Raw genomic sequence first — 23886 nt, 5'->3', positions numbered from 1 at the left:
TCGGTGTCGATCTTCACCTTGACGCCGCAATAGCTGAAGATGCCCTCGGTCACGACCGTGACCATGTCGACGCCGTCGACCTCGGACGACACGATGAAGGGCGCCGGCTTGTAGTCCGGATAGGTCGTGCCGGCCCCGATCGCCGTCACGAAGACGGGCTCCTCCCCGACCACCCGCCCGTCCCAGTCCCGCCCGCTTTCCGCGAATGGCACGACGGCACCGTTGCCTGCGATCGTGCGCTCGAGCACGACATGCGGATCGACCCGGATCAGCTCTCCGGCCTGGTTCGCGTAGCGATCGCAGGCGCCGGCCTGGCCCGGGCGGATGAAGCACATCACCGGGCAGGCATCGCAGCGGATGCGGTCGTCGGAAGGGGCGGGGAGGGCGGTCACGGAGCCGCCTCGACGGAGCAGTCAGGCGTCTCCTCCTCCGTAGGGGGAGGAGGACCATGCTGTCCGGCAAAGCCGGCAGCATGGTGGAGGGGGCCATCGGCTGCCGGTTTCGCGCCTGGCCCCCTCCACCACGCTTCGCGCGGTCCCCCTCCCCCTGCGGGCGAGGAGACACCCCCGTGCGCCCTCAACGCCGCCATCACCCGGTCCGGCGTCGCCGGCACCCGCCGAAGGCGCACCCCCGTCGCGTGATGGATGGCGTTCAGGATCGCGGGGGCGGTCGGGATGAGGGCCTGTTCGCCGATGCCCTTGGCGCCGGACGGCCCGACCCAGGACGGGTCCTCGATCAGGATCGTCTCGATCGGCGGCACGTCGCCGACCGTCGGGATGAGGTAGTCGTGCAGGTTCTCGCCCCGTCCGGGATGGAATTCCTCCATCAGGGCGAGGCCGAGCCCCTGGGCGATGCCGCCCTCGATCTGGCCCTCGAGCAAGGTCGGGTTGATGGCGCGTCCGACATCGTGGGCGGCCGTGATCTTCAGCACGCGCACCGTGCCGAGCGCCGTGTCGACCTCGATCTCGGCGAGATGCGCCCCGAAACCGTAGACGGCGTAGGGCGAGCCCTGGCCGTCGGGATCGAGCGGGGTCGTCGGCGGATCGAAGCTCTCTTCGGCAGAGAGCGCGTAGCCGCGCGCGTCGGTCGGGAGTTCGGCGAGGCGCAGCACGGCCTGATGGTCGCCGTCATCGACCCGGATCGCGCCGTCCGCGAAGGCGAGCCTTGCGTCCTCGCCGGCATTGGCGAGGCGGAGGATGTCGCGCCGGAGCGCGCGGCCGGCGAGTTCGGCAGCCTTGCCGGAGATGAAGGTCTGCCGGGACGCGGAGGTCTTGCCACAATCGGGCGAGAGGTCGGTATCGCCGGAAACGAGGTCGATCGCGTCGAGCGGCGCGCCGATCGCGTCGGCCGCGATCTGGGCAATCACGGTGTTCGAGCCCTGACCGATATCGACCGCGCCCTGGTGCAGCATGATCCGGCCCGCCGCCGTGACCCCGATCCGCATCGTCGACGGGTTCGACATCGAGGTGTTGCCGCAGCCATACCACATCCCGGCGACGCCCACGCCGCGGCGCAGGTGGGCCGCCGCCCGCCCATTGGACACCTCCGCGTCCGCCCGCGCCCGTATCCAATGCGGGCGGAGCGCCTCCAGGCAGGCCCGGATGCCGACGCCTTCGCCCATGACCTGGCCGGTGACGGTCGGGTCCTCCGGCCGGAGCGCGTTCAGGATGCGGAAGTCGAGCGCGTCCAGGCCGAGGCGCTCGGCGAGTTCGTCGAAGATTTGCTCCTGCGCGATCGCGGCCTGCGGCACCCCGAAACCCCGGAAGGCGCCGGCCGGGACGAGGTGGGTGTGGATGGCCCGGCTCAGCGCCCGGTAATGCGGCACGAGATAGGGTCCGGAGGCGTGGACGGGGACGCGATTGGCGACCGTCGGCCCCCAGGATGCATAGGCCCCGGTGTTGAAATCGGCCGCGACGTCGAGGGCGACGAGCCGGCCGTGCCGGTTGGCGCCGGCCCGGATGCGGATCGAGGCCGGGTGGCGCTTCGTCGTCGTCATCATCGATTCGGTGCGGCTGTAGGTCATCCGGACCGGGCGTCCACCGAGCCGCCAGGCCGCGACGGCCAGGAAGGGCTGCACCGACAGGTCGAGCTTCGTCCCGAAGCCGCCGCCGACGGCGGTCGGGACGATCCGGACCTGATCGTGATCGATACCAAGGATCGCCGCGACGTCGTCGCGGTCCATGTAGGGCGCCTGGGTGCAGGCCTGGATCTCGATCCGGTCGCCCACGCGGCGGGCGAATCCGGCCTCGGGCTCGATCGGCGCATGCTCGACGAAGCCCGCTTCGAACAGGCCTTCCGCCGTCACCTCCGCCCCGGCAAGCGCCGCCTCCACATCCCCTCGCACCACCCGACCGCGGACGAGAATGTTGCCGGCCCTTCCCTCATGCAGGAGGTTCGCCCCGTCCCCGAGAGCGGCGTCGGTCGTGGTCAGCGCCGGGAGCTCCGTCCAGCTGACGGGAAAGGTTGCGAGGTCCAGCGCCGCCACCGCGTCCGCCTCGCCGACGATCGCGGCCACGGCCTCGCCCCGGAAGCGGGTCTCACGCTCGGCGAAGACGGGCTGGTCGACGAAGGACGGGATCACGCCGAAGCGGTTCCGTCCGGGCACGTCGGCAGCGGTCAGGATCGCGGCGAGCCCGGAATGCGCGCCGAGATAGGCCGTCATGTCGCCGAGAGCGAAGCTCGCGCGGTGGAAGGGGCTGCGCACGACTCGAAGCAGCAGGGCGTCCGTCGGCGCGGAATCCGCCCCGAAGATGTCGCAGCCCTCGACCTTCCTCGTGCCGTCCAGCCGCTCGACCCGCGCGCCGATGGCAGAGCCGATGGGCGGACGCCGTGCAGCGACGCTGGGTGACGCGTCGAGGATGGCGGCGACGATCTTCCGGTAGCCCGTGCAGCGGCACAGGATGCCGCCGATGGCGTCCCGGACCTCGCTCTCGTCGGGCTCGGGTCGTCGCGCGAGAAGGGCGGTCGCGGCGACGATCATGCCCGGGCTGCAGAAGCCGCATTGCGCGGCGCCGTGACGGAGGAAGGCTGCCTGGAGAGGTCCCGCCATGCCGCCGCTTTCGCTCAGGCCCTCGATCGTGACGACGTTACGTCCTTCCGTCTGGGCGACGGCGCAGAGGCAGGCGCAGACCGGCTCCTCGTCGAGCAGGATCGTACAGGCGCCGCAATCGCCGGCGTCGCATCCGACCTTGGTTCCGAGGAGCCCCAGTTCGTCCCGCAGCACCGCCGACATGCGGGTCGCCGGATGCGACCGGAGGCGCGCCTCTCGACCGTTGACCGTGACCGCGATGCCGCCGGTCACATCAGGCTCCTGGATCGCAGCAGGCGTCGAGCGCGCGGCAGACCAGTTCGTGGGCCGCTTCCACGCGATACGCAGCCGAAGCCCGGACATCGTCGATGGGCGTGAGCGGCAGGAGGTGCTCGGCCTCGACATGGCGCCCGAGCCCCCCGGCTGCCTGCCGGCCGATGAGAGCCGCTTCGAGGCTAGGCAGACGGCATGCCACGGCGGAGCAGGAGCCGATCGCGACCCGGGCTTCCCGCACGCGGCCATTCTCGAGCGAGACCACGGCCGCCACCATCACGATCGAGATGACGAGGTAGCGCCGGGCGCCGAGCTTCAGGAAGGCGGTGCGGCCGTCGTCGATGGTACGCGGCACGAGGATGCGGGTCAGCATCTCGTCCGGGCGGCGCGTCGTCCGTCGGTTTCCGAGGAGGAAGTCCGAAAGCGGCAGCCGCCGCGCCCCGGCCACGGAGACGAGTTCGACCTCGGCGTCGAGCACCAGCAGCGGCGGCACGCCGTCGGCGGCCGGAGAGGCATTGCAGAGATTGCCGCCGAGCGTCGCGACATTCTGGATCTGGATCGACCCGACTTCCCGGGCCGCCTGCTTGAGGGCGTCGAAACAGGCCGGGAGCTCGGCTTTGCACAGGGCGCTCCAGGTCGCGCGGGCACCGATCGACACGTGATCCGGCTCGATCCGGATCGCGGCGAGATCGGCCAGCAGGGACAGGTCGAGGATATAGTCCGGTCGCGGCTTCTCGCCCCAGGCAGGGAAGACGTCCGTGCCGCCGGACAGCATCACGGCGGCGGGCCGTTCGGACAGGGCGGCGCAGGCTTCACCTACCGTTCTCGGCCGCAGATACATGGCTCACCGTCGGCAGCCTCCCGGACTGTTCGCCCCGGAGATCGTTAGTGTACCAACAATCTGTCCGGTGCTCCGGGACTGTCAAGCGTCACATGGGCTGAATAGAGGGCAGCCGAGCCCGTTCGTTCAGCAGGTCTAGGCGGCGGCCTGCGACGGCTTCTGCTCGCTGACCTCGTCGGCGTCGTCCGCGCCGTCCGGGGGCGCCGGAAGAGGCTGCCAATGGGTCGGCAACTCGCCATCCTCGCGGATCGAGACAGGCACCTGCATGCGGGACAGCCAGGTCTCGAATTCCTCGCTGTAGGTCGCGATGATGGGCCCCCACGGTTTTGTGAAGACGAGAACCTCCGTGTCCTTGGGAGCGGATTCGATCGTCTGCCAGGAGGCAGTGGCAGTCTCGCTCATCGGTCCGATCGGTCCTTGTTGATGAAGGGCCGCCCTCAAATGGGCATTGGACGCGGTGCAGCAAGGGCCGACAAAGGCTGTTGGACCGCGGTCCGGCGAGACTTCGCACGGGTCGCCATGGCGAGACGGCGTCCTTCGCGGTAGAAGCGCGTCTCAAGATCGAGCTGCACACGGTCCGGGCCTCGGTTGAGGTCATCCGAGGTTCACGACATGATGCAACACGGGTCAGCCATCCGCGACCTCGAAACCGACGAGGTTCGGAGCGGCTTGCAGGCCGGCACGATCGCGCTGGTTGACGTCCGGGAGCCACATGAGGTCGCGGCCGGCATCATCCCGGGATCGATCGTGATGCCGCTGTCGCAATTCGATCCGTCCTCGCTTCCAGTCGGGGACGGCAGGCGCATCGTGTTTTCCTGCGCGGCCGGCATACGGTCGCGCGTCGCCGTGGAGGCGTGCCGCAGGGCCGGGCTCGATTGCCACGAACATTACGTCGGCGGCTACAAGGGCTGGGTGGCCGCCGGAGAGGCTGTGGTGCCTGGACCGGCGTGACAGCCTGTGTGCGCCAGCGCACCTGACTTGTGCCGCACCGCAACATACTTGAGCAGTGATGGTGGGCAGATGATGCGACGACTGATGGCCCTCGGGCTCTTTCTTGCCTCGGGTATGGTTCCCTTGGGGCTTGGCCCGGCTTTGGCTCAGGCCCCGGGCGGGCCACCTCCGGCCGTGACGGTCGCAAAACCCATCGTGAAGGACGTCGTCGAGTATGACGACTTCACCGGGCGGTTCGAGGCAGCCGATTCCGTCGAGATCCGGGCTCGGGTCTCGGGTTATCTCGAAAAGGTCGCCTTCATCGATGGTGCGATCGTGAAGAAGGGGGACATCCTCTTCGTGATCGACCGACGCCCGTACAAGGCAGCGCTCGATCAGGCGGAGGCGACCGTCGTCTCCGCGCAGTCGAGACTGACCTTCGCCCAGGCCGACCTCGACCGTGCGGTCTCGCTCCAGCGCACCGGCAACATCGCCGAGCAGCTCGTCGACCAGCGCCGGCAGTCGGCGACCAGCAGTCGGGCCGACCTCGACAACTCCAATGCCGCGCTCCGCAATGCCCAGCTGAACTACGATTTCACCGAGATCCGGTCGCCGATCGCCGGGCGTATCGGACGGAAGCTGATCTCCGAGGGCAACCTCGTGAACGCGAACGACACGACGCTGACCAGCATCGTCACGCTCGATCCGATCTACTTCTATTTCGACATCGACGAGCGGTCCTACCTGGCCTATTCGCGCACGCTGCTCCTCGAGCGTCAGGCCGGACGCGACGCGGACTACGCCGCACAGGTCGGGGTGACCGACGAGCGCCAGCCCAAGCGGCCGGCCCGGCTCGACTTCCTCGACAACCGGATCGATGCCGCGAGCGGGACCATCCGGGCCCGCGCCGTCGTGCAGAATGCCGATCTGTTCCTGGTGCCGGGGCTGTTCGGCCAGATCCGGATCGCGGGTTCTCAGCCCTATCGCGGCGTGCTCGTGCCCGACGAGGCGATCGGCACCGACCAGGACCGCCGGATCGTCTGGACGGTGGCCGAGGACGGCACAGTGGCCCAGAAGGTCGTCCGGCCGGGCCCGAAGATCGACGGCTATCGGCTGATCCGCACGGGACTGACCGGTGACGAGACGATCGTCATCGCCGGTCTCCAGCGGGTCCGGGCGGGCGCGAAAGTGACGGCGCAGCGGCAGGACCTGCCGCAGACGCGTTCTTGAGGCGCCAGCTCACACCATGAGATTTGCCCACTTCTTCGTCGACCGGCCGATCTTTGCATCGGTCTTGTCGGTCCTGCTCGTGCTCGTGGGCTACGTCGCCTACACGCGCCTCCCGGTCGCGCAATATCCCGAGATCGCGCCGCCGACGATCACGGTGCGGGCCTCCTATCCGGGTGCCAATGCCGAGACGGTCGCGGCCACCGTCGCCAATCCGATCGAGCAGGAGATCAACGGCGTCGAAGGCATGCTCTACATGTCGTCGTATTCGACCAGCGACGGCAACATGACGCTGACGATCACGTTTCAGCCCGGCACCAATCTCGATCAGGCGAACGTGCTCGTTCAGAACCGCGTCGCGACCGCCACGCCGCGATTGCCGCTCGAAGTCCGCAATCTCGGCGTGACCACGCGCAAGGCCTCGTCCGACTTCCTGCTCGTGGTTCACATGCTGTCGCCGGACGACAGCTTCGACCAGCTCTACATCTCGAACTACACGCTGATCCGTGTTCGCGACGAGCTGTTGCGCCTCGAAGGCGTCGGCGACGTGACCGTGTTCGGCGCGCGCGAATATTCGCTGCGGGTTTGGCTCGACCCGAACAAGCTCGCAACCTACGGCCTCTCCACCACCGACGTGACCGCGGCGTTGCAGGAGCAGAACGTGCAGGTCGCCGGCGGCGCGCTCGGCGGCCCGCCCTCTCCGAAGGATAGCGCCTTCCAGCTGACCGTTCAGACGCAGGGGCGGTTCGAGAGCGTCGGCCAGTTCCAGGACGTGATCGTGAAGTCGGTCGGCGGCCGGCTCGTCCGCCTTCGGGACATCGCCCGGGTCGAACTCGGTGCGCGTGACTACACCACGAACTCCTATCTCGACGGCAAGCCGGCGATCGGCATCGGGGTCTTCCAGCGGCCCGGCACCAACGCCATCGGTGCCTCGGAAGCCGTGATCGCGAAGATGAAGCAGCTCCAGGCCCAATTCCCGAAGGGCCTCGAATACCGCATCGCCTACAATCCGACCCTCTTCATCTCGGAATCCGTCAGCGAGGTCTACAAGACCCTGTTCGAAGCGGTGATCCTCGTCGTCATCGTCATCCTGGTCTTCCTGCAGAGCTGGCGCACGGCGCTGATCCCGATCGTCGCGATCCCGGTCTCGCTGATCGGCACCTTCGCGCTGATGAGCGCCTTCGGCTTCTCGCTGAACAACCTGACCCTGTTCGGCCTCGTCCTCGCGATCGGCATCGTCGTCGACGACGCGATCGTGGTCGTCGAGAATGTCGAGCGCAACATCGCGGAGGGCAAGTCCCCGCGCGAAGCGGCTCACATCACCATGGACGAGGTCGGCGGCGCCGTGATCGCGATCGGGCTCGTCCTCTCGGCTGTGTTCGTGCCGACGGCCTTCATCCCGGGGATTTCCGGACAGTTCTACCGGCAGTTCGCGCTCACGATCGCGGCCGCGACGATCATCTCGGCGGCAAACTCGCTGACTCTGTCGCCAGCTCTCTGCGCCCTGCTGCTGCAGCCGCATCGCGAAGCGCACCATCGGCCGAGATTCTTCATTGCCCGGTGGGGTGCTGCCCTCGCGAACGGCTTCAACCGCGCTTTCGACGCGACGGCCCGCGGCTATTCGCGGGTCGTCCAGGCGCTCGTCGGCCGAACGGTCTGGCTGCTTCTGATGCTGGCCGTCTACGGTGCCGTCATCGCCGGGACGATCTTCCTTGCCCGCACGACGCCGACCGGCTTCATCCCGGCCCAGGACAAGGGCTACCTGATCGCCGTGATCCAGCTTCCGGACGGCGCCTCGCTGACCCGGACCGACGCCGTGATGCGGCGGGCGGAGGACATCATCCGCGAGATCCCTGGCATCGCGAACGTCATCGCGATCGCGGGCTTCAACGGCGCCACCTTCACGAACTCGACCAATGGCGGGGTCATGTTCCTGCCATTGAAGCCGTTCGAAGAGCGGAATTCGCCGAACCTGACCGCGGCGGCGCTCGCCGGCCAGGTCATCGGCAAGCTCTCCGTCATCCAGGAAGCCACGATCTTCGCCCTGCCGCCGCCCCCCGTTCAGGGCCTCGGCAATGCCGGCGGTTTCAAGCTGATGCTCCAGGACCGGATCGGGGCGGGCCTCGGTGCGCTCCTCGCCTCCGCCCGCGAGATCATCGGGCAGGCGAACCAGAACCCGAATCTGACGCGCGTCTTCACCACCTTCGGCAACAACACGCCCCAGATCTTCCTCGACATCGATCGCACCAAGGCCCGCATGCTGGACGTGCCGCTGGCCAACATCTTCAACACGCTGCAGGTCAATCTCGGCGGGGCCTATGTGAACGATTTCAACGTCTTCGGGAAGGTCTATCAGGTTCGAATTCAAGCGGACGAGCGCTTTCGCGTCGAGCGGGACAGCATCCTGCGCCTGAAGGTGCGCTCCTCGACCGGGGCTCTGGTGCCCCTCGGCTCGCTCGTCGACATCCGCGACACCGCCGGTTCGGACCTCGTCCAGCGCTACAACATGTACACGGCCGTCCCGATCCAGGGTGACACCGCGCGCGGCATCTCGTCGGGGATCGGCCTCTCCGAAATGGAGAAACTGGCCTCGCGGCTCCCCGATGGGCAGGGATACGAGTGGACCGAACTCGCCTACCAGGAGCGGGCAGTCGGCAACACGGCGATCTTCGTCTTCGCGCTCGGCGTTCTCTTCGTCTTCCTCGTCCTCGCGGCGCAATACGAGAGCTGGTCCTTGCCGCTCGCGATCATCCTGGTCGTGCCGACGGGCGTGCTGGCGGCGCTGGGCGGCGTCGTGCTGCGGGGGCAGGACAACAACATCCTGACCCAGATCGGTCTGGTCGTCCTGATCGGCCTCGCGGCCAAGAACGCGATCCTAATCGTGGAATTCGCCAAGCAGATGGAGGATCGCGACGGCAAGAACCCGGTCGAGGCCGTGGTCGAGGCGGCGCGCCTCCGGCTCCGCCCGATCCTGATGACGGCCTTCGCCTTCATCCTGGGCGTCGTGCCGCTCGTCATCGCGACCGGACCGGGCGCCGAGATGCGCCAGGCGCTCGGCACCGCGGTCTTCTTCGGCATGCTCGGCGCGACGGTGTTCGGCCTCTTCCTGACGCCCGTCTTCTACGTCACGATCCGGGCGCTGACGCTGCGGTTCAGCCGGCCGCGAAAGCAGCCGCCCGCGGCGCCAGCGGCGGGGGCTCCCGAACACGCGATTTGACGTCCGGCGGGCGAGAGGCAAGTCTCGCCCGCCCTCTCCGGAGCCCCTGATGCGTCCCACGAAGTTCGGTATCGGCCAGCCTGCCCGTCGGACGGAGGACCCGCGTCTCGTCACAGGCCAAGGGCGATATACCGACGACATTCTGCCGGAGGGCTGCCGCTACGCCGCCTTGATGCGGAGCCCGCATGCCCATGCCCGGTTCGAGGTCGGGGACCTCGCGCCCGTTCGCGCCATGCCGGGCGTCCGGCTGGTCCTCGTCCATGCGGACGTCTCCGGATACGGCGACCTGCCCTGCGGGGCGCCTGCCAAGCATTCCGACGGTTCGACGATGACGCTGCCAGCCTATCCGCTGCTGGCGGACGGGGTGGTCCGGCATGTCGGGGACGCGGTCGCCTTCGTGGTGGCCGACACCCCGGCGCAGGCGCGCGATGCGGCGGATTCCATTCCGGTGCAATGGGAGCCTGAGCATGCCGTCGTCGGCATCACGGGCGCCGAATCCGGCGCGGCCGGCGCCGTTTGGCCCGAGGTCGCCGACAACGTCGCCTTCGACACGGAACTCGGGGACAGCGCCGCCGCGGCGGCGGCTTTCGCCCGGGCCGACCGGACGGTCTCGCTCGGCCTCGTCAACAATCGCCTCGTCACGAACTACATGGAGGCGCGGGCCTGTATCGGCGAGTACGATCCGGGCTCCCAAGGCTGGACCCTGACGCTCGGAAGCCAGGGCGCGCACGGCATCCGGGACGTGCTTGCCGGCGCCATCCTCAAGGTCGATCCCGAACGGGTTCGGGTCCTCACGCCCGACGTCGGCGGCGGGTTCGGGACCAAGCTCTTCATGTTCCGGGAATACCCGCTCTGCTGCATCGCGGCCGAGCGCACGGGCGCCCCGGTGCGCTGGACGTCGGACCGGAGCGAGCATTTCGTGGCCGACGCCCAGGGCCGCGACAATCTCGTGACGGCAGAACTCGCCCTCGACGCCGAAGGGCGCTTCCTCGGGCTCCGGATCGACCTCAAGGCCGATATGGGCGGATACCTGTCCGCCTACGCGCCCTACATCCCGACCCTCGGGGCCGAGATGGCGCCGGGCGTCTATCACATCCCGGCCGTCCATGTTCGGATCCGGGGTTATTACACCCACACGTTGCCGGTGGATGCCTATCGGGGGGCCGGGCGCCCGGAGGCCGCCTACCTGATCGAGCGGCTGGTGGAATACGCGGCGACCGAGATCGGCATGGACCCGCAGGCGCTCCGCGCGCTGAACTTCATCCAGCCGGGGCAGATGCCCTACCGGACCGCGACCGGGAAGGTCTACGACACGGGCGATTTCGCGGGCACGATGCGGCTCGCGCAGGAGCGCGCGGATTGGGCCGGCTTTCCGGCCCGGCGCGACGAGGCCGCCCGGCGGGGCTGCCATCGCGGCATCGGGCTCGCGACCTATGTCGAAGCCTGCGCCGGGGGAGGGGGCGAACGCGCCCTCGTTCGGCTCGACGCGGATGGCGGCGTCACGGTGCTGATCGGCACGCAATCCTCGGGACAGGGGCACGAGACCGCCTACGCCCAGCTCGTCGGCCAGGAACTCGACCTCCCGCCCGAGCGAATCCGCGTCGTCCAGGGCGACACCTCGGCGATCCGCACCGGCGGCGGCACCGGCGGCTCTCGTTCGATCCCGGTCGGCGGCGCCTCCGTCACGGGCGCCTCGAAGCGGCTCGCCGAGCAGCTGAAGCTTCTCGCCTCGGATGCCCTCGAAGCCGGGATCGCGGATCTCGAGATCGTCGACGGCGCCGTCCGGGTCGTCGGCACCGACAGGTCTGCCTCCTTCAGTGACCTCGCGGCATCCGCGGGCTCCACGCCCGAGAAGCTCGAAGCGGACGACACCTGGACGCCGCCCGAGGCCACCTATCCGAACGGCACGCATGTCTGCGAGGTGGAGTTCGATCCCGACCTCGGCGAGGTCGAGGTGAAGAGCTACGTCGTCGTCGACGATTTCGGGGTCACGTTGAACCCGCTCCTTCTCGCCGGGCAGGTCCACGGCGGCATCGCCCAGGGGATCGGGCAGGCGCTGCACGAGCGGACAGTCTACGATACGTCGGGCCAGCTCGTGACGGCCTCCTTCATGGACTACCGCCTGCCCCGCGCGGCCGATATCCCGGACATCCGGTTCGAGACCCGGAACGTCCCTTCCACCACGAATGCCCTCGGCATGAAGGGCGCCGGCGAGGCGGGCGCGATCGGCTCCTGCCCGGCGGTGATGAATGCCGTGGTGGATGCTCTCCGGCACGGCTACGGCATCCGCCACATCGACATGCCGGCGACCCCCGACGCCATCCGGGCCGCTATCCGGCAGGTGCCGCCGCTTTCCATCGCGGCCGAATAGTCAGGTTGGAATAATTCGAAGCGACACTTCGTCTCGCCTCGGGTAAGATCCCGGTTGCCGCTCAGGCGGCCGCATCCATGGCGAGGCTTTGCATGAACCGACACTTTCGCACGCTCGCGCTTGCCGGCGTCACCACCTGTCTTCTCGCCGGCATCGTCGCGGCGCAGACCGATCCGATCGCCGCCCGCCGCGGCGTCATGAAGGGTGTCGGCGCCGCGACCCGGACCGGTTCGCAGATGGCCAAGGCCGAGATCCCCTTCGACCTCGCCAAGGCGCAGGAGATCCTGAAGATCTACGCGATGGCCGCCGACACGGCCCACACGCAATTTCCCGAAACCTCGAAGACCGGCGGCGAGACGACCGCGAGCCCGAAGATCTGGGAGAGCCAGGCCGAGTTCCGGGCCCGGTTCGACGAATGGGCGGCCGACATCAGAAAGGCGGCGGATGCGACGAAGGACCTGCCGACCTTCCAGGCCTCGTTCGGGACGGTGACGAAGGCCTGCGGCTCCTGCCACAATACCTACCGCATCAAGGCCTGACGGTCCGGTGAGCGCGGAGGCCGCAGGGGCGGCCGGCGGTACGCAGAATGGCGAGGTCCGGAGCGTCCGGGCCTGGGACGGGCCGACGCGCCTGTTCAAATGGTCGCTGGTCCTTCTCGTCCTCAATGCCTGGCTGACCTACCTGCAGGGCGACGCCGGGATGCCGTGGCATATCTTGAACGGCTACGGGATCCTCATCCTGCTCGTCTTCCGGCTGATCTGGGGCTTTGTCGGTTCCTCGACGTCGCGCTTCTCGCATTGGGTCGTCTGGCCCTGGACGGCGCTCTCGCACGGCGCCGGCCTCCTTCGGGGCCGGAGCCGCAAGTTCCTCGGGCACAACCCGCTCGGGTCATGGATGATCATCGCCCTCCTCGCGATCGCGGCCTCGCAGGGGATCGCCGGGCTCTTCACCGTCGACAATAACGGCCTCGTCGGCGGGCCCTTCGCCAATCTCGATTTCGGCGACCCGACCCCGGTCCAACGGGCGTTCTCACGCTGGCACCATCTCGGCTTCTACGTGCTGATGGGCTTCGCCGTCGTGCACGTTCTGGTCAACCTCTGGTACCAGTTCGCCAAATACGACCCGCTGATCACCGGCATGGTGACGGGCCGGAAGCCCGCCCTGGACTATGCCGACGAACCGGAGATGCGCCCCGCCTCGGCGACCTGGCTCCGGGCCGGTCTGTGCTTTCTCGCGGCGGCGGCCATCGTGTTCGGGAGCGTGAGGCTGTTCGGGGGCAAGCTGCCGTTCTGACAGCGCGACGCTCCCCCGTCGGCACTGCGAGAGCGTGCCAGCGCGCGCGGACTCCTGGGTGGTTTCGCTGCGCTCGCAATGACGAACGGATCGCGCCCGCGAAGGACGAAGCGTCTCACTCCATCACGGCGGCCTTCAGGATGACGACCATCGACGCCTCGCCGAGGTCTGGGCCGACGCAGCGCACGATGTGCGGGCGGTCGCAGCGATAGCGGAGGGTCTCGCCGGCGCGAGCGCGCTGGACGGCGCCGCCGATCTCGACCTCGAACGATCCGGTCCGGACGGACAGGCATTCGACCGAGCCGCGCTGATGCGCCTCGGATTCCAGAATGCCGCCCGGCTCCGCGCTGACGTCGTACCATTGCAGCCACTCGACGGTCTTGATCCAGCCCGTGATGGCGAGCCGGACGCGGCCGTCATCCGAGAGGAGGACCGGGGTGTCGCCGCGGCTCGACTTCTCGATGAAGGGCTCGTCGTCGGCGCTCGCCAGCACGCGCTCGATCGAGACGTCGAGCGCCTGGCTCAGCCGCCAGATCGTGGCGAGCGTCGGGTTCGTCTCGTTGCGCTCGATCTGGCTGATGATCGACTTCGCCACGCCGGATTGCTCGGCGAGTTCGGAGAGCGACAGGTTGTAGGCCTTGCGCAGCCGCTGGATCGTCTTGCCGAGTTGGCCGGACAGCACCTGCGCGCCAGCCTCCAGCTCCCGCACCCGTTCACGTCCCTCGACCGCCATTCCGCTCCCTCGTGGCCCAGCGGGACCGACCTCCGGCACGAAACGGCCTCCCGGCGCAAAGATCAAGAAGTCGGGCGGCCCCGGGCCGGGCTACCACCATGCGTGGAAGTGATGCACGGGACCGGACCCAGCGCCGATCTGCAGCCGGTCGGCCGCGACGAGGGAGGCGGTGAGATAGGCCTTGGCCTCCGCGACCGCGGTATCCAGCGTCGCGCCGTGAGCAAGACCGGCCGCGATCGCGGACGAGAGCGTGCAGCCGGTGCCGTGCGTGTTCCGGGTCGCGTGACGCGGCGCCGAGAAGCGCTGAACGCCCGAGGGACGGACGAGAAGATCGACGCTCTCCGGCCCGGTCCCGTGCCCCCCCTTCAAGAGGATGGCGCGGGCGCCGAGCGCCAGGAGCCGACGGCCCTGCTCGACGACTTCGTCCTCGCTCGCCGCCATCCCGGTCTCTCCCAGGAGCGCCGCGGCCTCCGGCAGGTTCGGGGTGACGAGATCGGCGAGCGGCATCAGGCGCCGGCGCAGAACCTCGACGGCATCGTCTGAGATGAGCCGGACCCCGCTGGTCGCGACCATCACCGGGTCGAGGACGACGTTCCGGGCGCCGTGCCGAACGAGCCCGGCCGCGACCGCCTCGATCGTTGTCGGGCGGGACAGCATGCCGATCTTCACCGCGGCGACGTCCAAGTCTCCGAACACGCTGTCGATCTGGGCCGTGACGAAATCCGGCGGCACGTCGTGGACGGCCTGCACGCCGACCGTATTCTGGGCCGTCAGGGCCGTCAGCACGCTGGCGCCATAGATCCCGAGCGCCGAGAAGGTCTTGAGATCGGCCTGGATCCCGGCCCCTCCGCTCGAATCGGATCCCGCGATGGTGAGCGCGACGAGCGTCATTCCGAACTCCCGGATGCGACTTGACGGGTCATACCGATTTCTGCGCTCCGGTCTCGACATGCCGCGCCCGGACGAGGCCGAGACGGCGCTCGCGCCAGATCACGAACAGTCCGGCCCCGGCCACGATGAGGCCGCCGGTCAGCACGTAACGATCGGGCAGCTGGTCGAACAGGAGCCATCCGATCGGGAGCGCCCAGATCATCGTCGTGTAGTCGAAGGGCGCGATCACGGAGGCGTCGGCGAAGCGGAAACTCTGCGTCAGCAGGATCTGCCCGATCCCGCCCAGGATTCCGACCGCGACCAGGATCGCCAAGTCGGCGCCGCCCGGCATGCGCCAGCCGAAGGCGAGGGTCACGAGCCCGAGCGCGGTCGAGATCAGCGTGAAGTAGAGCACGATCGCTCCGGTGCGCTCGGTCTTCGTCAGCCGCCGGACCTGGATCGTGGCCGCGGCCGAACAGCAGGCGGCGAAGAGCGCGGCTGCAGCGCCGATCGCCGTTCCCCCACCGAGGCTGCCGCCCGCCGACAGGCCGGCTCCGAGGCTCGGATAGAGCATGGTCAGGACGCCGACAAAGCCGAGCGCGACCGCGGACCAGCGATAGATCCGCACGACCTCGCCGAGGACGAGCGCGGCGAGCGCCACGGTGATCAGGGGAGAGGCGTAGCCGACGGCGATCGCGTCCGAGAGCGGCAGGTAGGCGAGGGCGAGGAACCCGGCCGCCATGCCGGCCGTCGAGATGAAGCCGCGCAGGATGTGGCCCCGGAGATCGGAGGTCCTGACCGAGGCGATGACGCCGCCTTGCCAGCTCAGCCACAGGCAGAGGGGCACGAGCGCGAAGGCAGAGCGGAAGAAGACGATCTGGCCGGTCGGATAAGCTTCCGCCAACCACTTGATGCCGGCCGACATGAAGGTGAAGGCGAGCGCCGAGAGGGTCTTCAGCGCGATGCCGGCGAGGGGATTCAAAGGGCGGAGCCGGGAGAGGGGAGCGGTTCTCCAGACGCGCGTTCGGCCGCGAGATCAAGGCCCGCCGACGCAGGGCGGACCCGCAGGCCCTCTCCCCGGCGGGGAGAGGGCACAGGGTAAGTGAGAGTGCGACCCCTAGACGGCCGGCGTCCACTGGACGGGAACGAAGCGGAAGCCCGCCCCTTCCTTGGCGATGTGCCCGGTCGCCGGGAAGGGCGCATGGTAGAACACCACCTGCGCCCGCTCGGACGCAGCCATGTCGAGCATCTTGATGCGGGTATCGCGTGCCATGTCCGGGATCTGGTCGAAGACGGCCGACCAGGTCGGGTTCCGGACGAACAGGGCCGGGTGGTTCGCGATGTCGGCGACCAGCATCAGGTTCTTGCCGCCGGACGACAGCATGTGCGCCGTGTGCCCGGGCGTATGCCCATAAGCGGCGACGGAGGTCAGGCCCGGCATGATCTCCTTGCCGGCATCGTAGCGCTTCACGTCTTTGGCGATCGGCCCGAATACGCGGCGCACATTCGCGAAGGCGGGCTTCGCGGCGTCGGGTGCGGCGGCCATCTTGGCATCGTCCATCCAGAAGGCCCATTCCGCCTCCGGCACCATGACCTCGGCATTCGGAAACTGGGCCGTGCCGTCCTTGAGGCGGAGGCCGCTGATATGGTCGGCGTGGAAATGGCTGATGACGACGGCATCCACCTTGGCCGGGTCGAAGCCGGCGGCGCGGAAATTCGCCATCCAGCGGCCCGAAGTCGGCGGCCCGTTATCGCCGAATCCCGTATCGATCAGGATCGTCTTGCCGCCCAGCTTGACGACGGAGGTCGTGAAGGGGATCGGCAGCGCCGTATCCGGCAGGAAGGCGTCCGTCGCCGCCTTCTTCACGTCGGCGAGTTCGGCGTTGCGGACGAATCCGTCGAGCGGCCGGCTGAAAAAGCCCTCGTTGACGGCGGTCACCTCGGCGTCGCCGACCTTGTAGCGATAGAAGCCGGGAGCCTGACCGGCGGCGGCCGTCGCGGCAGCCGGGGCTGGCGTGGGGCTCTGAGCCTGGGCCAATCCGGCCGAGGCTGCAACGGCCGGCCCGGCCGCGATCATGGTGCGTCGTGTGAACATGGACGATCTCCTGGAGGCCGCCGGAGGCGACCTGTCCGCCGGGGCGGCGCGTGGATGACGACGCGACCCTAGACGCTATTCCGGCAGCCCGACACTGCAGCCTTCACGATGAGCGAGCCGAGCCCTTGCGCGCCTGCACGATCCGGGCACGGTGTCCCCACACCTTTCCGCGAGACCCGCCCGCTCATGCTCGTCGTCCATTCCCCGGCTTCGTCGCGACACGATCCCGTCGGTTATTTCCGGCGCGGCCAGGTCGTCGAGCACCCCGAACAGGCCAGCCGCTACGCCATCCTGCTGCGGGCCGCCGAGGCGGCCGGGCATGAGATCGTGGCGACGGGAGACGAAGGGCTCGCGCCGATCCTCGCGGTGCACGATGCGGGCTACCTAGAGCTCCTCTCCACGATCTGGTCCCGGAAAGGCGAGCTTCCCGGAATCGGCGAGGAGATCCTGACCGGCCATTTCGCCCGGCCGCAGATGATGCGCCGCCCCGCCGGGCTCCTGGGCCAGCTCGGCCTCTACATGGCCGACACCTCGACTCCCGTCCGGGCCGGAACCTGGGAGTCTATCCAGGGGAGCGCCCAGGCGGCGATCGGGGCAGCGGACGCGGCCCTGCGGCGCGGCTCGGCCTACGCGCTCTGCCGCCCGCCCGGTCATCACGCCTATGCCGATTCGGCCGGCGGCTTCTGCTTCCTGAACAATACGGCGATCGCGGCTGAGCGGCTGCGCGCGCAGACGGGCGGCCGGGTCGCGATCCTCGACATCGACGTCCATCACGGCAACGGCACGCAGGGCATCTTCTGGCGCCGGCCCGACATCCTGACCGTCTCCGTCCATGCCGATCCGTCCAACTACTTCCCCTTCTACGCCGGCTATGCCGACGAGACCGGAGGCGAGGAAGGCGAGGGCGCGAACCGCAACCTCGTCCTGCCGGAGGGCAGTGGCGACGAGGCTTGGCTCGAGGCCGTGTCGGCCGGGGTCGAGGCTGCGGGCGCGCACCGGCCCGCGGCGCTGGTCGTGGCGCTCGGTTTCGATGCCTCGGCCAATGATCCGATCGGCGCGTTCAAGGTGACCACGGACGGTTTTTCACGGGCCGCCGAGATCATCGCGGCCGCACCCTTCCCGACCCTGCTGGTTCAGGAGGGCGGTTACCTCTGCGAGGCCTTACCCCGGAACCTCGCAGCTTTCCTGTCGGCCTTCGAGGCGGCGAAAGGCTGAAGACGCGACGCCGGCGACGGCGCCCGCTACCAGCCGCGATTTGTCAGCGTGGGCTGCTCGTGCCGACATAGGACAGCGTCTGTGCCGGGGCGGCCTGAGCCGCAGGAGCGGCCGCGTCCTGATTGTCCGCCACGCGCGTTCCCCGGCGACGGCTCCAGCGACGGGCCGGGCGATCCTCGCCCATGACCGTGGTGGCGGCCGCGAGTCCTTGGCGGCGGGCTTCGTAGTAATAGCCGCGCGCGTAGTTGGAGACGGCGCGGTCGTGATTGCCGCCGGCTGTTCGGTAGGCCCCGGCCAGGTATTTCACCGCGTAGGTGATGTTCGTCTCGGCATCGAGCAGGCCGGCCGAATCGCCCTGGTAACCCATGCCGCGCGCCGTCGCCGTCTTGATCTGCATCAGGCCCATGGCACCGCCGCGTCCGACCGCGCGCGGATTGTAGCGGCTCTCGCGGATGACGATTCGATGCACCAGCGATTCGGGCACGCCGTTCAGTTTGGCGTGCTGCCGGATCAAGGCGTCGAGTTGAGGACGGCCCGACGACATCGCGGCCGCTTCGGCAGGCGAGATGGCTGCCGGGGCCGAGAGCCCGCCGAAGAGCGCCCCGAACAGGCTCACGGGCTGGGCAGCAGGCGCGGCGTCCGGCGCCGGGGCGGCCGCGGCGGACGCCGCACCAAGTCCCTCGGGCCTCGAAGGCGGTAGCGTCGGCGCAGCTTTGCTCGGCGGAACTGACGCTCTCCGAAACCGACGGGCGGGAGCAACGGGCTCGGCCTTGGCTTGGCTCGCTTCCGCCGGTGCCGGGACCGGAGGCCTGTCCAGCGCCTGAGCTGACACGGCAAAGCCGGCGACCACGGATCCAACCAGCGCGAAACGAAAAATCATGAAAGGTCCTTGAACGCGGGAAGGACCTTGGTCCCGGCGAAATGGGGCTGGAGAGAGGCGCGCCCTTGTCGCGGCCGGGGATCACGCATCCTGTGTGGCCGAACCGACACGCTCTCGGGTCTCGAACAGCTCGGGCCGACGCAGACGCAGGGTCTGGATCAGCAGCATCGTCTTCGCGTCCGGCAGCCTGCCGTCGTCGGCCATCACGGCGAGATCGGCGAGCGCATGCTCCTCGACCGTGATGTTCTCGCTTTCGCCCGCAAGACCCCCGCCCGCGCCGACCCGATCGGACGCCGCGTAGGCGGCCAGGAAGAGGTGGATCCGTTCGGTCGAGATGCCCGGCATGGTGTTCAGCACGACGACCTTCTCGAGCGGCCCGAGCCGGAGCCCGACCTCCTCTTCGGCCTCCCGCCGCGCGCATTGCTCCGGTTCGTCCCCGTCGAGGAGACCCGCGACGACCTCGAGCACGTCCGGCTCGCCGGCCGCCAGCAGCATCGGTGCACGAAGCTGCCGCGCCATCAGGGCGACCCGGCGTTCCGGATCGTAGGCGAGGACCGCGGCAGCGTCGCCGTGATCCTCGACCTCACGCGTCAGCGTCGAGCCGTCCGGGAGGGCCACGCGGACCTTCAGCATCCGGCCCCAGCCTTGGTAGGCGACGTCGACCTGATCGATTCTCGGGTGAGTCACGGCCTCACTCGACCTTGAAATCCGCGGGCTCCCAATCCGGCTTCGGATAGCGCGGATCCATGTCCTCCAGCGTGCGCCTGACGATGGCCGAGATGGCCGCGTTGCGGGCCCATTTCTTGTCGGACGGGATGACGTACCAGGGCGCCCCCTGGGTCGAGCAGCGCGACAGGATCGTCTCGTACGCCTTCATGTACTCGTCCCAGAGTTTCCGATCAGCAAGATCGCCCGGGTTGAACTTCCAGTGCTTGTCGGGGTCGTCGAGGCGTGCCTGCAATCGCTCCTTCTGCTCGTCCTTGGAAATGTGCAGCATGAACTTCACGATCCGGGTCGAGGACGAGATCAGATCTTCGAAGGCGTTGATCTGGTCGTAGCGATGCTCGATCACGGCCGGAGGTGCGAGCTTTCGAACCTTGCCGATCAGGACGTCCTCGTATTGCGACCGGTTGAAGATGCCGATCGTGCCCCGGGCTGGGCAGGCCTTGTGGATCCGCCAGAGAAAGTCGTGGGACAGGTCTTCGGCGCTCGGCGCCCCGAAAGCCGTCACGAAGACGCCGAGCGGCGCCGTGCTCCCGAAGACGCCCCGGACGGTGCCGTCCTTTCCGCTCGTGTCGATGCCCTGGAGGATGACGAGGAGCGCGCGCTTTCGCTCAGCGAAGAGGCGCTCCTGGAGCGCGTCGATCGCCTCGGAATTCTCCTTCAGCTGTTCCTTCGCGGCCTCCTTGTCTCCGACATGGGAGGTATCCGCGGGATCGTAGGCGCCGAGATCGACCTTGCTGCGCGGCTTGACGATGAAATGCCGCCCGAGATCGCGGGAGCGGCCCCGACCCGGGAGCGTCAACGCCCCGCTCCGGAGCGCACGCCGCGGCGCATCTCGTCCTGTCGCATCGGCATCTGGTCGATCTCCGCGAAAAGCCTCTCGGCCGGGATGGGTGCGGCGGACCGAAGTTTCGCGCCGCCATCCTTCCCGACCAGGATCGCAACGAAGGCATCGGGTGCGACGCCGAACCGCCGCCTGAGACCCTCGGCGGCGGCGTCCCGGCCCACGCCCTCCACGAGCACGAGGTCGCGCTCGCGGGCGCCGCGTGCGGCAGCGGCGTAGAGGCGCGTCTGCTCGGCGAGCCGGGGGTCGCTTGCGGACGGGGCGACGACGACGAGGGCTCGCGAGCTCCAGGCGAGCAGATCGAGCCCGTCCGCTGCCGCGGGGGAGGTCAGGGCGGCGCTCGCGGCCAGGAGAGCGAGAGAGGCGGGTGTCACGGGGCCATGTCTCCTCGATGGCGCTCAACACGGGCGCGTCCGGCATGTTCCAGCGCAGCGCCTTCAGCATGCGCGAGCGCGTCCACGGACGCGACATAGGCCGGAAGGTCGAACTTCTTCAGCGTGTTCTCGCCCATGTAGCGCACCGTGCCGAAAATCGGCCGGCGGAACCAGGGCCGGTCGTGGAGCCCGAACAGCCAGGCGACATTGGTGAAGGAATTCGCGTCGCGGCCATCGACGAAATAGCGGTTGTTGATCGCGAGCGTGGTGGCAAAGGCCTCCTCCGGCGTCTGCGACCATTCCAGGATCTTCTTGCCCCAATACATCCGCAGGCGGTTATGCATGTAGCCCGTCTCGCGCATCTCCCGCATGGCGGCGTTCCAGGCGACGTCATGCGTCTCGCCGGCCTCCAACTGGGTTCGCCCGTAGAGGCGCGGCCGCGGGTCGCCCCGATGCTCGTCCAACGTCTTCCTGGCCCAGTCGGGGACGGCCTCATCGTAGCGGTCGTAGCCGGGGGCGTAGAGGACGTGGTTGAAGGAGAGCTCGCGCCGGACGATCGCTTCTTCGAGATAGGATTTCCGGTCGTCGAACCCGCCTTCGCCGGCGCTCCGCACGGCGAGCGCGACCTCGATCGGCGAGATCTGGCCGAAATGGAAATACGGGCTCAGATGCGAGACGGCTTGCCGCTCGGGCCGGTTTCGCATCTCGGCATAGCCGTCGAAACCGCCGGCCAGGAAGGCCGCGAGCTGTGCCCGGGCGGCCGTGAGCCCGCCGCGGAAGCGCGCGACCGGCCCGACGCCCTGGTCGACCTTGAGCGACGCGACCGTCTTGCGGGGATCCGAAAGGTCGACGTCGGAGGAGAGGTCGAGCCCCGTGGCCTTGTGGTGGAGAGACGGGGAGGGGTGCTCGACGAGGTAGTTGTCGATGAGCCGTTCGATCTTCGGCCGGATCGTCCGGGCCGCGAATTCATGCTTGGTCGAGACGACGTCGAGCGGCACGACGGCGTCGGTTTCGACCCGCACCATCCGGCAGGTCACACGCTCGACTGCTTTCGCGTGCCACTCGCGCTGTGGCCGGAGATATCCGCGGTCGCAGACGAGGATCGCGGCCTGTTCGGAAAGGGTGGTCGAGACCTCGTCCGGCGCGCCCGCCCGAATGACGAAAGCGATGCCGCGCCGCTCCAGCGACGCCGCGACGTCGGCGAGCCCTTCGAGGAGAAAGGCATAATGCCGGGCGTTGGCCTCGGGGTAGGGGAGGCTGCGGGCCCCGGTCAGCCCGAAGGAGACCACCACCGGCAGGCCGAGGCCGTTCGCGAGTTCGACCGCATGGTCGAGGGCGGCATTGCCCTCCGCCCGCATCGCCTGCTGCATCCAATACAGCACGTAGCGGCCGCCCTCGCGGGGCGGCATGTCCTTGAGGATCTTGATTCGGTTCGTTTCGGTCACGCGTGGCTCCAGGCGGCGCGACACAGGCGGGTCGGCGATGCGGCGCGTCAACTCAGGCGGCTGCAACCTCGCGGGAGCGTGATACGGGCCGGCGCGCCGGCTCTGGCCAGAGGGGGCCTGCCGCTCTAGCGTTCCGGCGAACAACGGACCTGCCTTGGCCCATCTCGCCTTCATCGCCCCTCCTTTCCGGGGACATATGGACCCGATGCGGGCGCTCGCCCGGGAATGCCTGCGGCGCGGCCATGCGGCCACCTTCCTGCACATGCCGGACGCCGCGGCCCTCGTCGGCGACGAGCGGATCGGCTTTCGGGCCGTCGGCGCGGCGAGCCATCCCGTCGGCAAGCTCGCCGAAGTCACCCACCGTATGGCGACCGTCGACGGCTTCCTCGGCCTGCCCGGCATCATCCGCGACGTCGCGGCCGCGACCGAGATGCTGTGCCGCGATCTTCCCGCGGCTCTGCGTGAGATCGGCGCCGACATGGTGGTGTGCGACGGGACGGAGGCGGCCGGCTTCCTGGTCGCCGGCCATCTCGGCCTGCCGCTCGTCACCGTGGCGAATGCGCTGCCGCTGAACCGGGAGCCGGGCGTGCCGCCACCCTTCACGGGGTGGCGCTACGACGAGAGCCGCTGGGGTCTCGAACGCAACGGGGGCGGCTATCGCGTGGCCGACCTCCTGATGCGGGCGCATGCGCGGGTCATCTCGGATCACGCCGATCGCTGGAAGCTCGGTCCGCGCCGCACGATCGCGGACTGCCTGTCGCCGCTGGCCCAGGTGAGCCAGACCGTCGCCGGCTTCGATTTCCCCCGCCGCGAGCTGCCGGACGTCTTCCATCACGTCGGGCCTCTCCGCGATCCCGGCCCCTCCCGGTCGGATCCCGGCTTCCGCCTGCCGCCTCGTGACCGCCGGCCGCTCGCTTATGCCTCGCTCGGCACCCTCCAGGGCGGGCGGACGTCGCTGTTCCGCCGCATCGCAGCGGCCGCGGACCGGGCCGGGTTCCGCCTCGTCATCGCCCATGGCGGGCGGATGAGCGAGCGCGACGCAGCCCGGCTGCCCGGGGCGCCCTCGGTCCACGCCTTCGTGCCACAGGCGGCATTGCTGGCCGAGGCCGATGTCGCCATCCTGAATGGCGGACTGAACACGGTGATGGACGCGCTGGCCGCCCGGGTGCCGTGCGTCGTCCTGCCGATCGCCTTCGAACAAGGTGCGATCGCGGCCCGGTTGGAACGGGCCGGGGCAGGGCTGTCCGTCTCGCGCCGGTTCCTCGGGCCGCGCCGCCTCGCGCGCGCCATCCGGACGGTCACGGCGATCCCGAGCTACCGCGGCGCGGCGTCCCGACTCGGGCGCGAGATCGCCGAGGCCGGCGGCGTGGTGCATGCGGCCGATATCCTCGACGCCATCCTCGCGACAGGGCAGTCCGTGACCCGGGAGGCCGCGCTCCGGTTCAAGGCCGCGCGGCTGAACGAGCGCGCCGGCCCCGCGCAATCCGACAAGGCGGCGTGAGCCGAAAGTAACATGGTGTTCAGCCT

Annotated in this window: 20 protein-coding genes and 1 pseudogene; 8 read left to right on the top strand and 13 right to left on the bottom strand. The window is 69.1% G+C overall.

Going from position 1 to position 23886, the window contains the following annotated elements; genetic code table 11:
* The 4 genes and pseudogenes from ACFE87_RS19900 to ACFE87_RS19885 all read right to left on the bottom strand — a co-directional run.
* Window positions 1-335 (bottom strand): annotated as a pseudogene (locus tag ACFE87_RS19900) (6-hydroxynicotinate reductase); the annotation flags it as partial.
* A 53-nt stretch (window positions 336-388) separates the two neighbouring features.
* Entirely contained in the window at window positions 389-3301 is a 2913-nt protein-coding gene (locus tag ACFE87_RS19895; RefSeq protein WP_375461397.1) for a molybdopterin-dependent oxidoreductase, read from the bottom strand.
* 1 nt (window position 3302) lies between these two features.
* The gene (locus ACFE87_RS19890) at window positions 3303-4142 is read right to left on the bottom strand and encodes an FAD binding domain-containing protein (RefSeq protein WP_375461396.1); all 840 of its coding nucleotides are present in this window, start codon (window positions 4140-4142) and stop codon (window positions 3303-3305) included.
* 135 nt (window positions 4143-4277) lie between these two features.
* The gene (locus ACFE87_RS19885) at window positions 4278-4544 is read right to left on the bottom strand and encodes a DUF551 domain-containing protein (protein ID WP_375461395.1); all 267 of its coding nucleotides are present in this window, start codon (window positions 4542-4544) and stop codon (window positions 4278-4280) included.
* A 210-nt stretch (window positions 4545-4754) separates the two neighbouring features.
* Here ACFE87_RS19885 and ACFE87_RS19880 point away from each other — a divergent pair, with 210 nt between their 5' ends.
* From ACFE87_RS19880 to ACFE87_RS19855, 6 genes are all read left to right on the top strand, one after another.
* On the top strand, window positions 4755-5093 hold the full coding sequence (locus tag ACFE87_RS19880; protein WP_375461394.1) for a rhodanese-like domain-containing protein: 339 nt from the start codon (window positions 4755-4757) through the stop codon (window positions 5091-5093).
* Between the two features lie 69 nt (window positions 5094-5162).
* Entirely contained in the window at window positions 5163-6302 is a 1140-nt protein-coding gene (locus tag ACFE87_RS19875; RefSeq protein ID WP_375461393.1) for an efflux RND transporter periplasmic adaptor subunit, read from the top strand.
* Window positions 6303-6318: 16 nt separating this feature from the next.
* On the top strand, window positions 6319-9516 hold the full coding sequence (locus tag ACFE87_RS19870) for an efflux RND transporter permease subunit (protein ID WP_375461392.1): 3198 nt from the start codon (window positions 6319-6321) through the stop codon (window positions 9514-9516).
* Between the two features lie 49 nt (window positions 9517-9565).
* Complete coding sequence (locus tag ACFE87_RS19865) at window positions 9566-11887, top strand: xanthine dehydrogenase family protein molybdopterin-binding subunit (protein WP_375461391.1); 2322 nt, start codon at window positions 9566-9568, stop codon at window positions 11885-11887.
* Between the two features lie 92 nt (window positions 11888-11979).
* Complete coding sequence (locus ACFE87_RS19860) at window positions 11980-12426, top strand: c-type cytochrome (protein ID WP_375461390.1); 447 nt, start codon at window positions 11980-11982, stop codon at window positions 12424-12426.
* A gap of 7 nt (window positions 12427-12433) precedes the next feature.
* On the top strand, window positions 12434-13180 hold the full coding sequence (locus ACFE87_RS19855; protein WP_375461389.1) for a cytochrome b/b6 domain-containing protein: 747 nt from the start codon (window positions 12434-12436) through the stop codon (window positions 13178-13180).
* 115 nt (window positions 13181-13295) lie between these two features.
* On the opposite strand, the gene ACFE87_RS19850 is transcribed toward ACFE87_RS19855, so the two are convergent.
* The 4 genes from ACFE87_RS19850 to ACFE87_RS19835 form a co-directional block, all read right to left on the bottom strand.
* Window positions 13296-13913 (bottom strand): helix-turn-helix domain-containing protein, encoded by a 618-nt coding sequence (locus ACFE87_RS19850; protein ID WP_375461388.1) that lies wholly within the window; start codon window positions 13911-13913, stop codon window positions 13296-13298.
* Window positions 13914-14003: 90 nt separating this feature from the next.
* Window positions 14004-14804 (bottom strand): bifunctional hydroxymethylpyrimidine kinase/phosphomethylpyrimidine kinase, encoded by an 801-nt coding sequence (gene thiD / locus ACFE87_RS19845; RefSeq protein ID WP_375461387.1) that lies wholly within the window; start codon window positions 14802-14804, stop codon window positions 14004-14006.
* Between the two features lie 28 nt (window positions 14805-14832).
* On the bottom strand, window positions 14833-15765 hold the full coding sequence (locus ACFE87_RS19840; protein WP_375461386.1) for a DMT family transporter: 933 nt from the start codon (window positions 15763-15765) through the stop codon (window positions 14833-14835).
* A gap of 135 nt (window positions 15766-15900) precedes the next feature.
* Complete coding sequence (locus ACFE87_RS19835) at window positions 15901-16878, bottom strand: MBL fold metallo-hydrolase (protein WP_375461385.1); 978 nt, start codon at window positions 16876-16878, stop codon at window positions 15901-15903.
* A gap of 186 nt (window positions 16879-17064) precedes the next feature.
* Between ACFE87_RS19835 and ACFE87_RS19830 the strand changes: the two genes are divergently transcribed.
* Complete coding sequence (locus ACFE87_RS19830) at window positions 17065-18093, top strand: histone deacetylase family protein (protein WP_375461384.1); 1029 nt, start codon at window positions 17065-17067, stop codon at window positions 18091-18093.
* 43 nt (window positions 18094-18136) lie between these two features.
* Here ACFE87_RS19830 and ACFE87_RS19825 read toward each other — a convergent pair whose 3' ends face one another.
* The 5 genes from ACFE87_RS19825 to ACFE87_RS19805 form a co-directional block, all read right to left on the bottom strand.
* Window positions 18137-18637 carry a lytic transglycosylase domain-containing protein gene (locus ACFE87_RS19825; RefSeq protein ID WP_375461383.1) on the bottom strand — a complete coding sequence of 167 codons (501 nt, stop codon included), beginning with the start codon at window positions 18635-18637 and terminating at the stop codon, window positions 18137-18139.
* 417 nt (window positions 18638-19054) lie between these two features.
* On the bottom strand, window positions 19055-19606 hold the full coding sequence (locus ACFE87_RS19820) for an NUDIX domain-containing protein (protein ID WP_375461399.1): 552 nt from the start codon (window positions 19604-19606) through the stop codon (window positions 19055-19057).
* Window positions 19607-19664: 58 nt separating this feature from the next.
* Complete coding sequence (locus ACFE87_RS19815) at window positions 19665-20498, bottom strand: polyphosphate kinase 2 family protein (RefSeq protein WP_375461382.1); 834 nt, start codon at window positions 20496-20498, stop codon at window positions 19665-19667.
* Window positions 20495-20914 carry a DUF4174 domain-containing protein gene (locus ACFE87_RS19810; protein ID WP_375461381.1) on the bottom strand — a complete coding sequence of 140 codons (420 nt, stop codon included), beginning with the start codon at window positions 20912-20914 and terminating at the stop codon, window positions 20495-20497. Before ACFE87_RS19810 ends, ACFE87_RS19815 begins: the two co-directional genes overlap by 4 nt.
* Window positions 20911-22323 (bottom strand): deoxyribodipyrimidine photo-lyase, encoded by a 1413-nt coding sequence (locus ACFE87_RS19805; protein WP_375461398.1) that lies wholly within the window; start codon window positions 22321-22323, stop codon window positions 20911-20913. The genes ACFE87_RS19810 and ACFE87_RS19805 overlap by 4 nt, the downstream gene beginning before the upstream one ends.
* Window positions 22324-22513: 190 nt before the next feature.
* Between ACFE87_RS19805 and ACFE87_RS19800 the strand changes: the two genes are divergently transcribed.
* Window positions 22514-23860, top strand: coding sequence for a glycosyltransferase (locus ACFE87_RS19800; protein ID WP_375461380.1), 1347 nt, complete (start codon window positions 22514-22516; stop codon window positions 23858-23860).
* The last annotated feature ends 26 nt before the right edge of the window (window positions 23861-23886 follow it).

This window comes from uncultured Enterovirga sp. (genome assembly GCF_964242715.1).
Classification (GTDB): domain Bacteria; phylum Pseudomonadota; class Alphaproteobacteria; order Rhizobiales; family Beijerinckiaceae; genus Enterovirga.
The sequence above is the reverse complement of the archived record's forward strand: the minus strand, read 5'-3'. Positions and strand labels throughout refer to the sequence as shown.

Bases quoted from the DNA above. Each gene is read 5' to 3' on its own strand.
- ACFE87_RS19805 (WP_375461398.1), bottom strand. From the start codon at position 22,323: ATGCCGCCCCGCGAGGGCGGCCGCTACGTGCTGTATTGGATGCAGCAG.
- ACFE87_RS19880 (WP_375461394.1), top strand. From the start codon at position 4,755: ATGATGCAACACGGGTCAGCCATCCGCGACCTCGAAACCGACGAGGTT.
- thiD (WP_375461387.1), bottom strand. From the start codon at position 14,804: ATGACGCTCGTCGCGCTCACCATCGCGGGATCCGATTCGAGCGGAGGG.
- ACFE87_RS19860 (WP_375461390.1), top strand. From the start codon at position 11,980: ATGAACCGACACTTTCGCACGCTCGCGCTTGCCGGCGTCACCACCTGT.
- ACFE87_RS19820 (WP_375461399.1), bottom strand. From the start codon at position 19,606: ATGCTGAAGGTCCGCGTGGCCCTCCCGGACGGCTCGACGCTGACGCGT.
- ACFE87_RS19825 (WP_375461383.1), bottom strand. From the start codon at position 18,637: ATGTCGTCGGGCCGTCCTCAACTCGACGCCTTGATCCGGCAGCACGCC.
- ACFE87_RS19890 (WP_375461396.1), bottom strand. From the start codon at position 4,142: ATGTATCTGCGGCCGAGAACGGTAGGTGAAGCCTGCGCCGCCCTGTCC.
- ACFE87_RS19830 (WP_375461384.1), top strand. From the start codon at position 17,065: ATGCTCGTCGTCCATTCCCCGGCTTCGTCGCGACACGATCCCGTCGGT.
- ACFE87_RS19865 (WP_375461391.1), top strand. From the start codon at position 9,566: ATGCGTCCCACGAAGTTCGGTATCGGCCAGCCTGCCCGTCGGACGGAG.
- ACFE87_RS19850 (WP_375461388.1), bottom strand. From the start codon at position 13,913: ATGGCGGTCGAGGGACGTGAACGGGTGCGGGAGCTGGAGGCTGGCGCG.
- ACFE87_RS19885 (WP_375461395.1), bottom strand. From the start codon at position 4,544: ATGAGCGAGACTGCCACTGCCTCCTGGCAGACGATCGAATCCGCTCCC.
- ACFE87_RS19875 (WP_375461393.1), top strand. From the start codon at position 5,163: ATGATGCGACGACTGATGGCCCTCGGGCTCTTTCTTGCCTCGGGTATG.
- ACFE87_RS19835 (WP_375461385.1), bottom strand. From the start codon at position 16,878: ATGTTCACACGACGCACCATGATCGCGGCCGGGCCGGCCGTTGCAGCC.
- ACFE87_RS19870 (WP_375461392.1), top strand. From the start codon at position 6,319: ATGAGATTTGCCCACTTCTTCGTCGACCGGCCGATCTTTGCATCGGTC.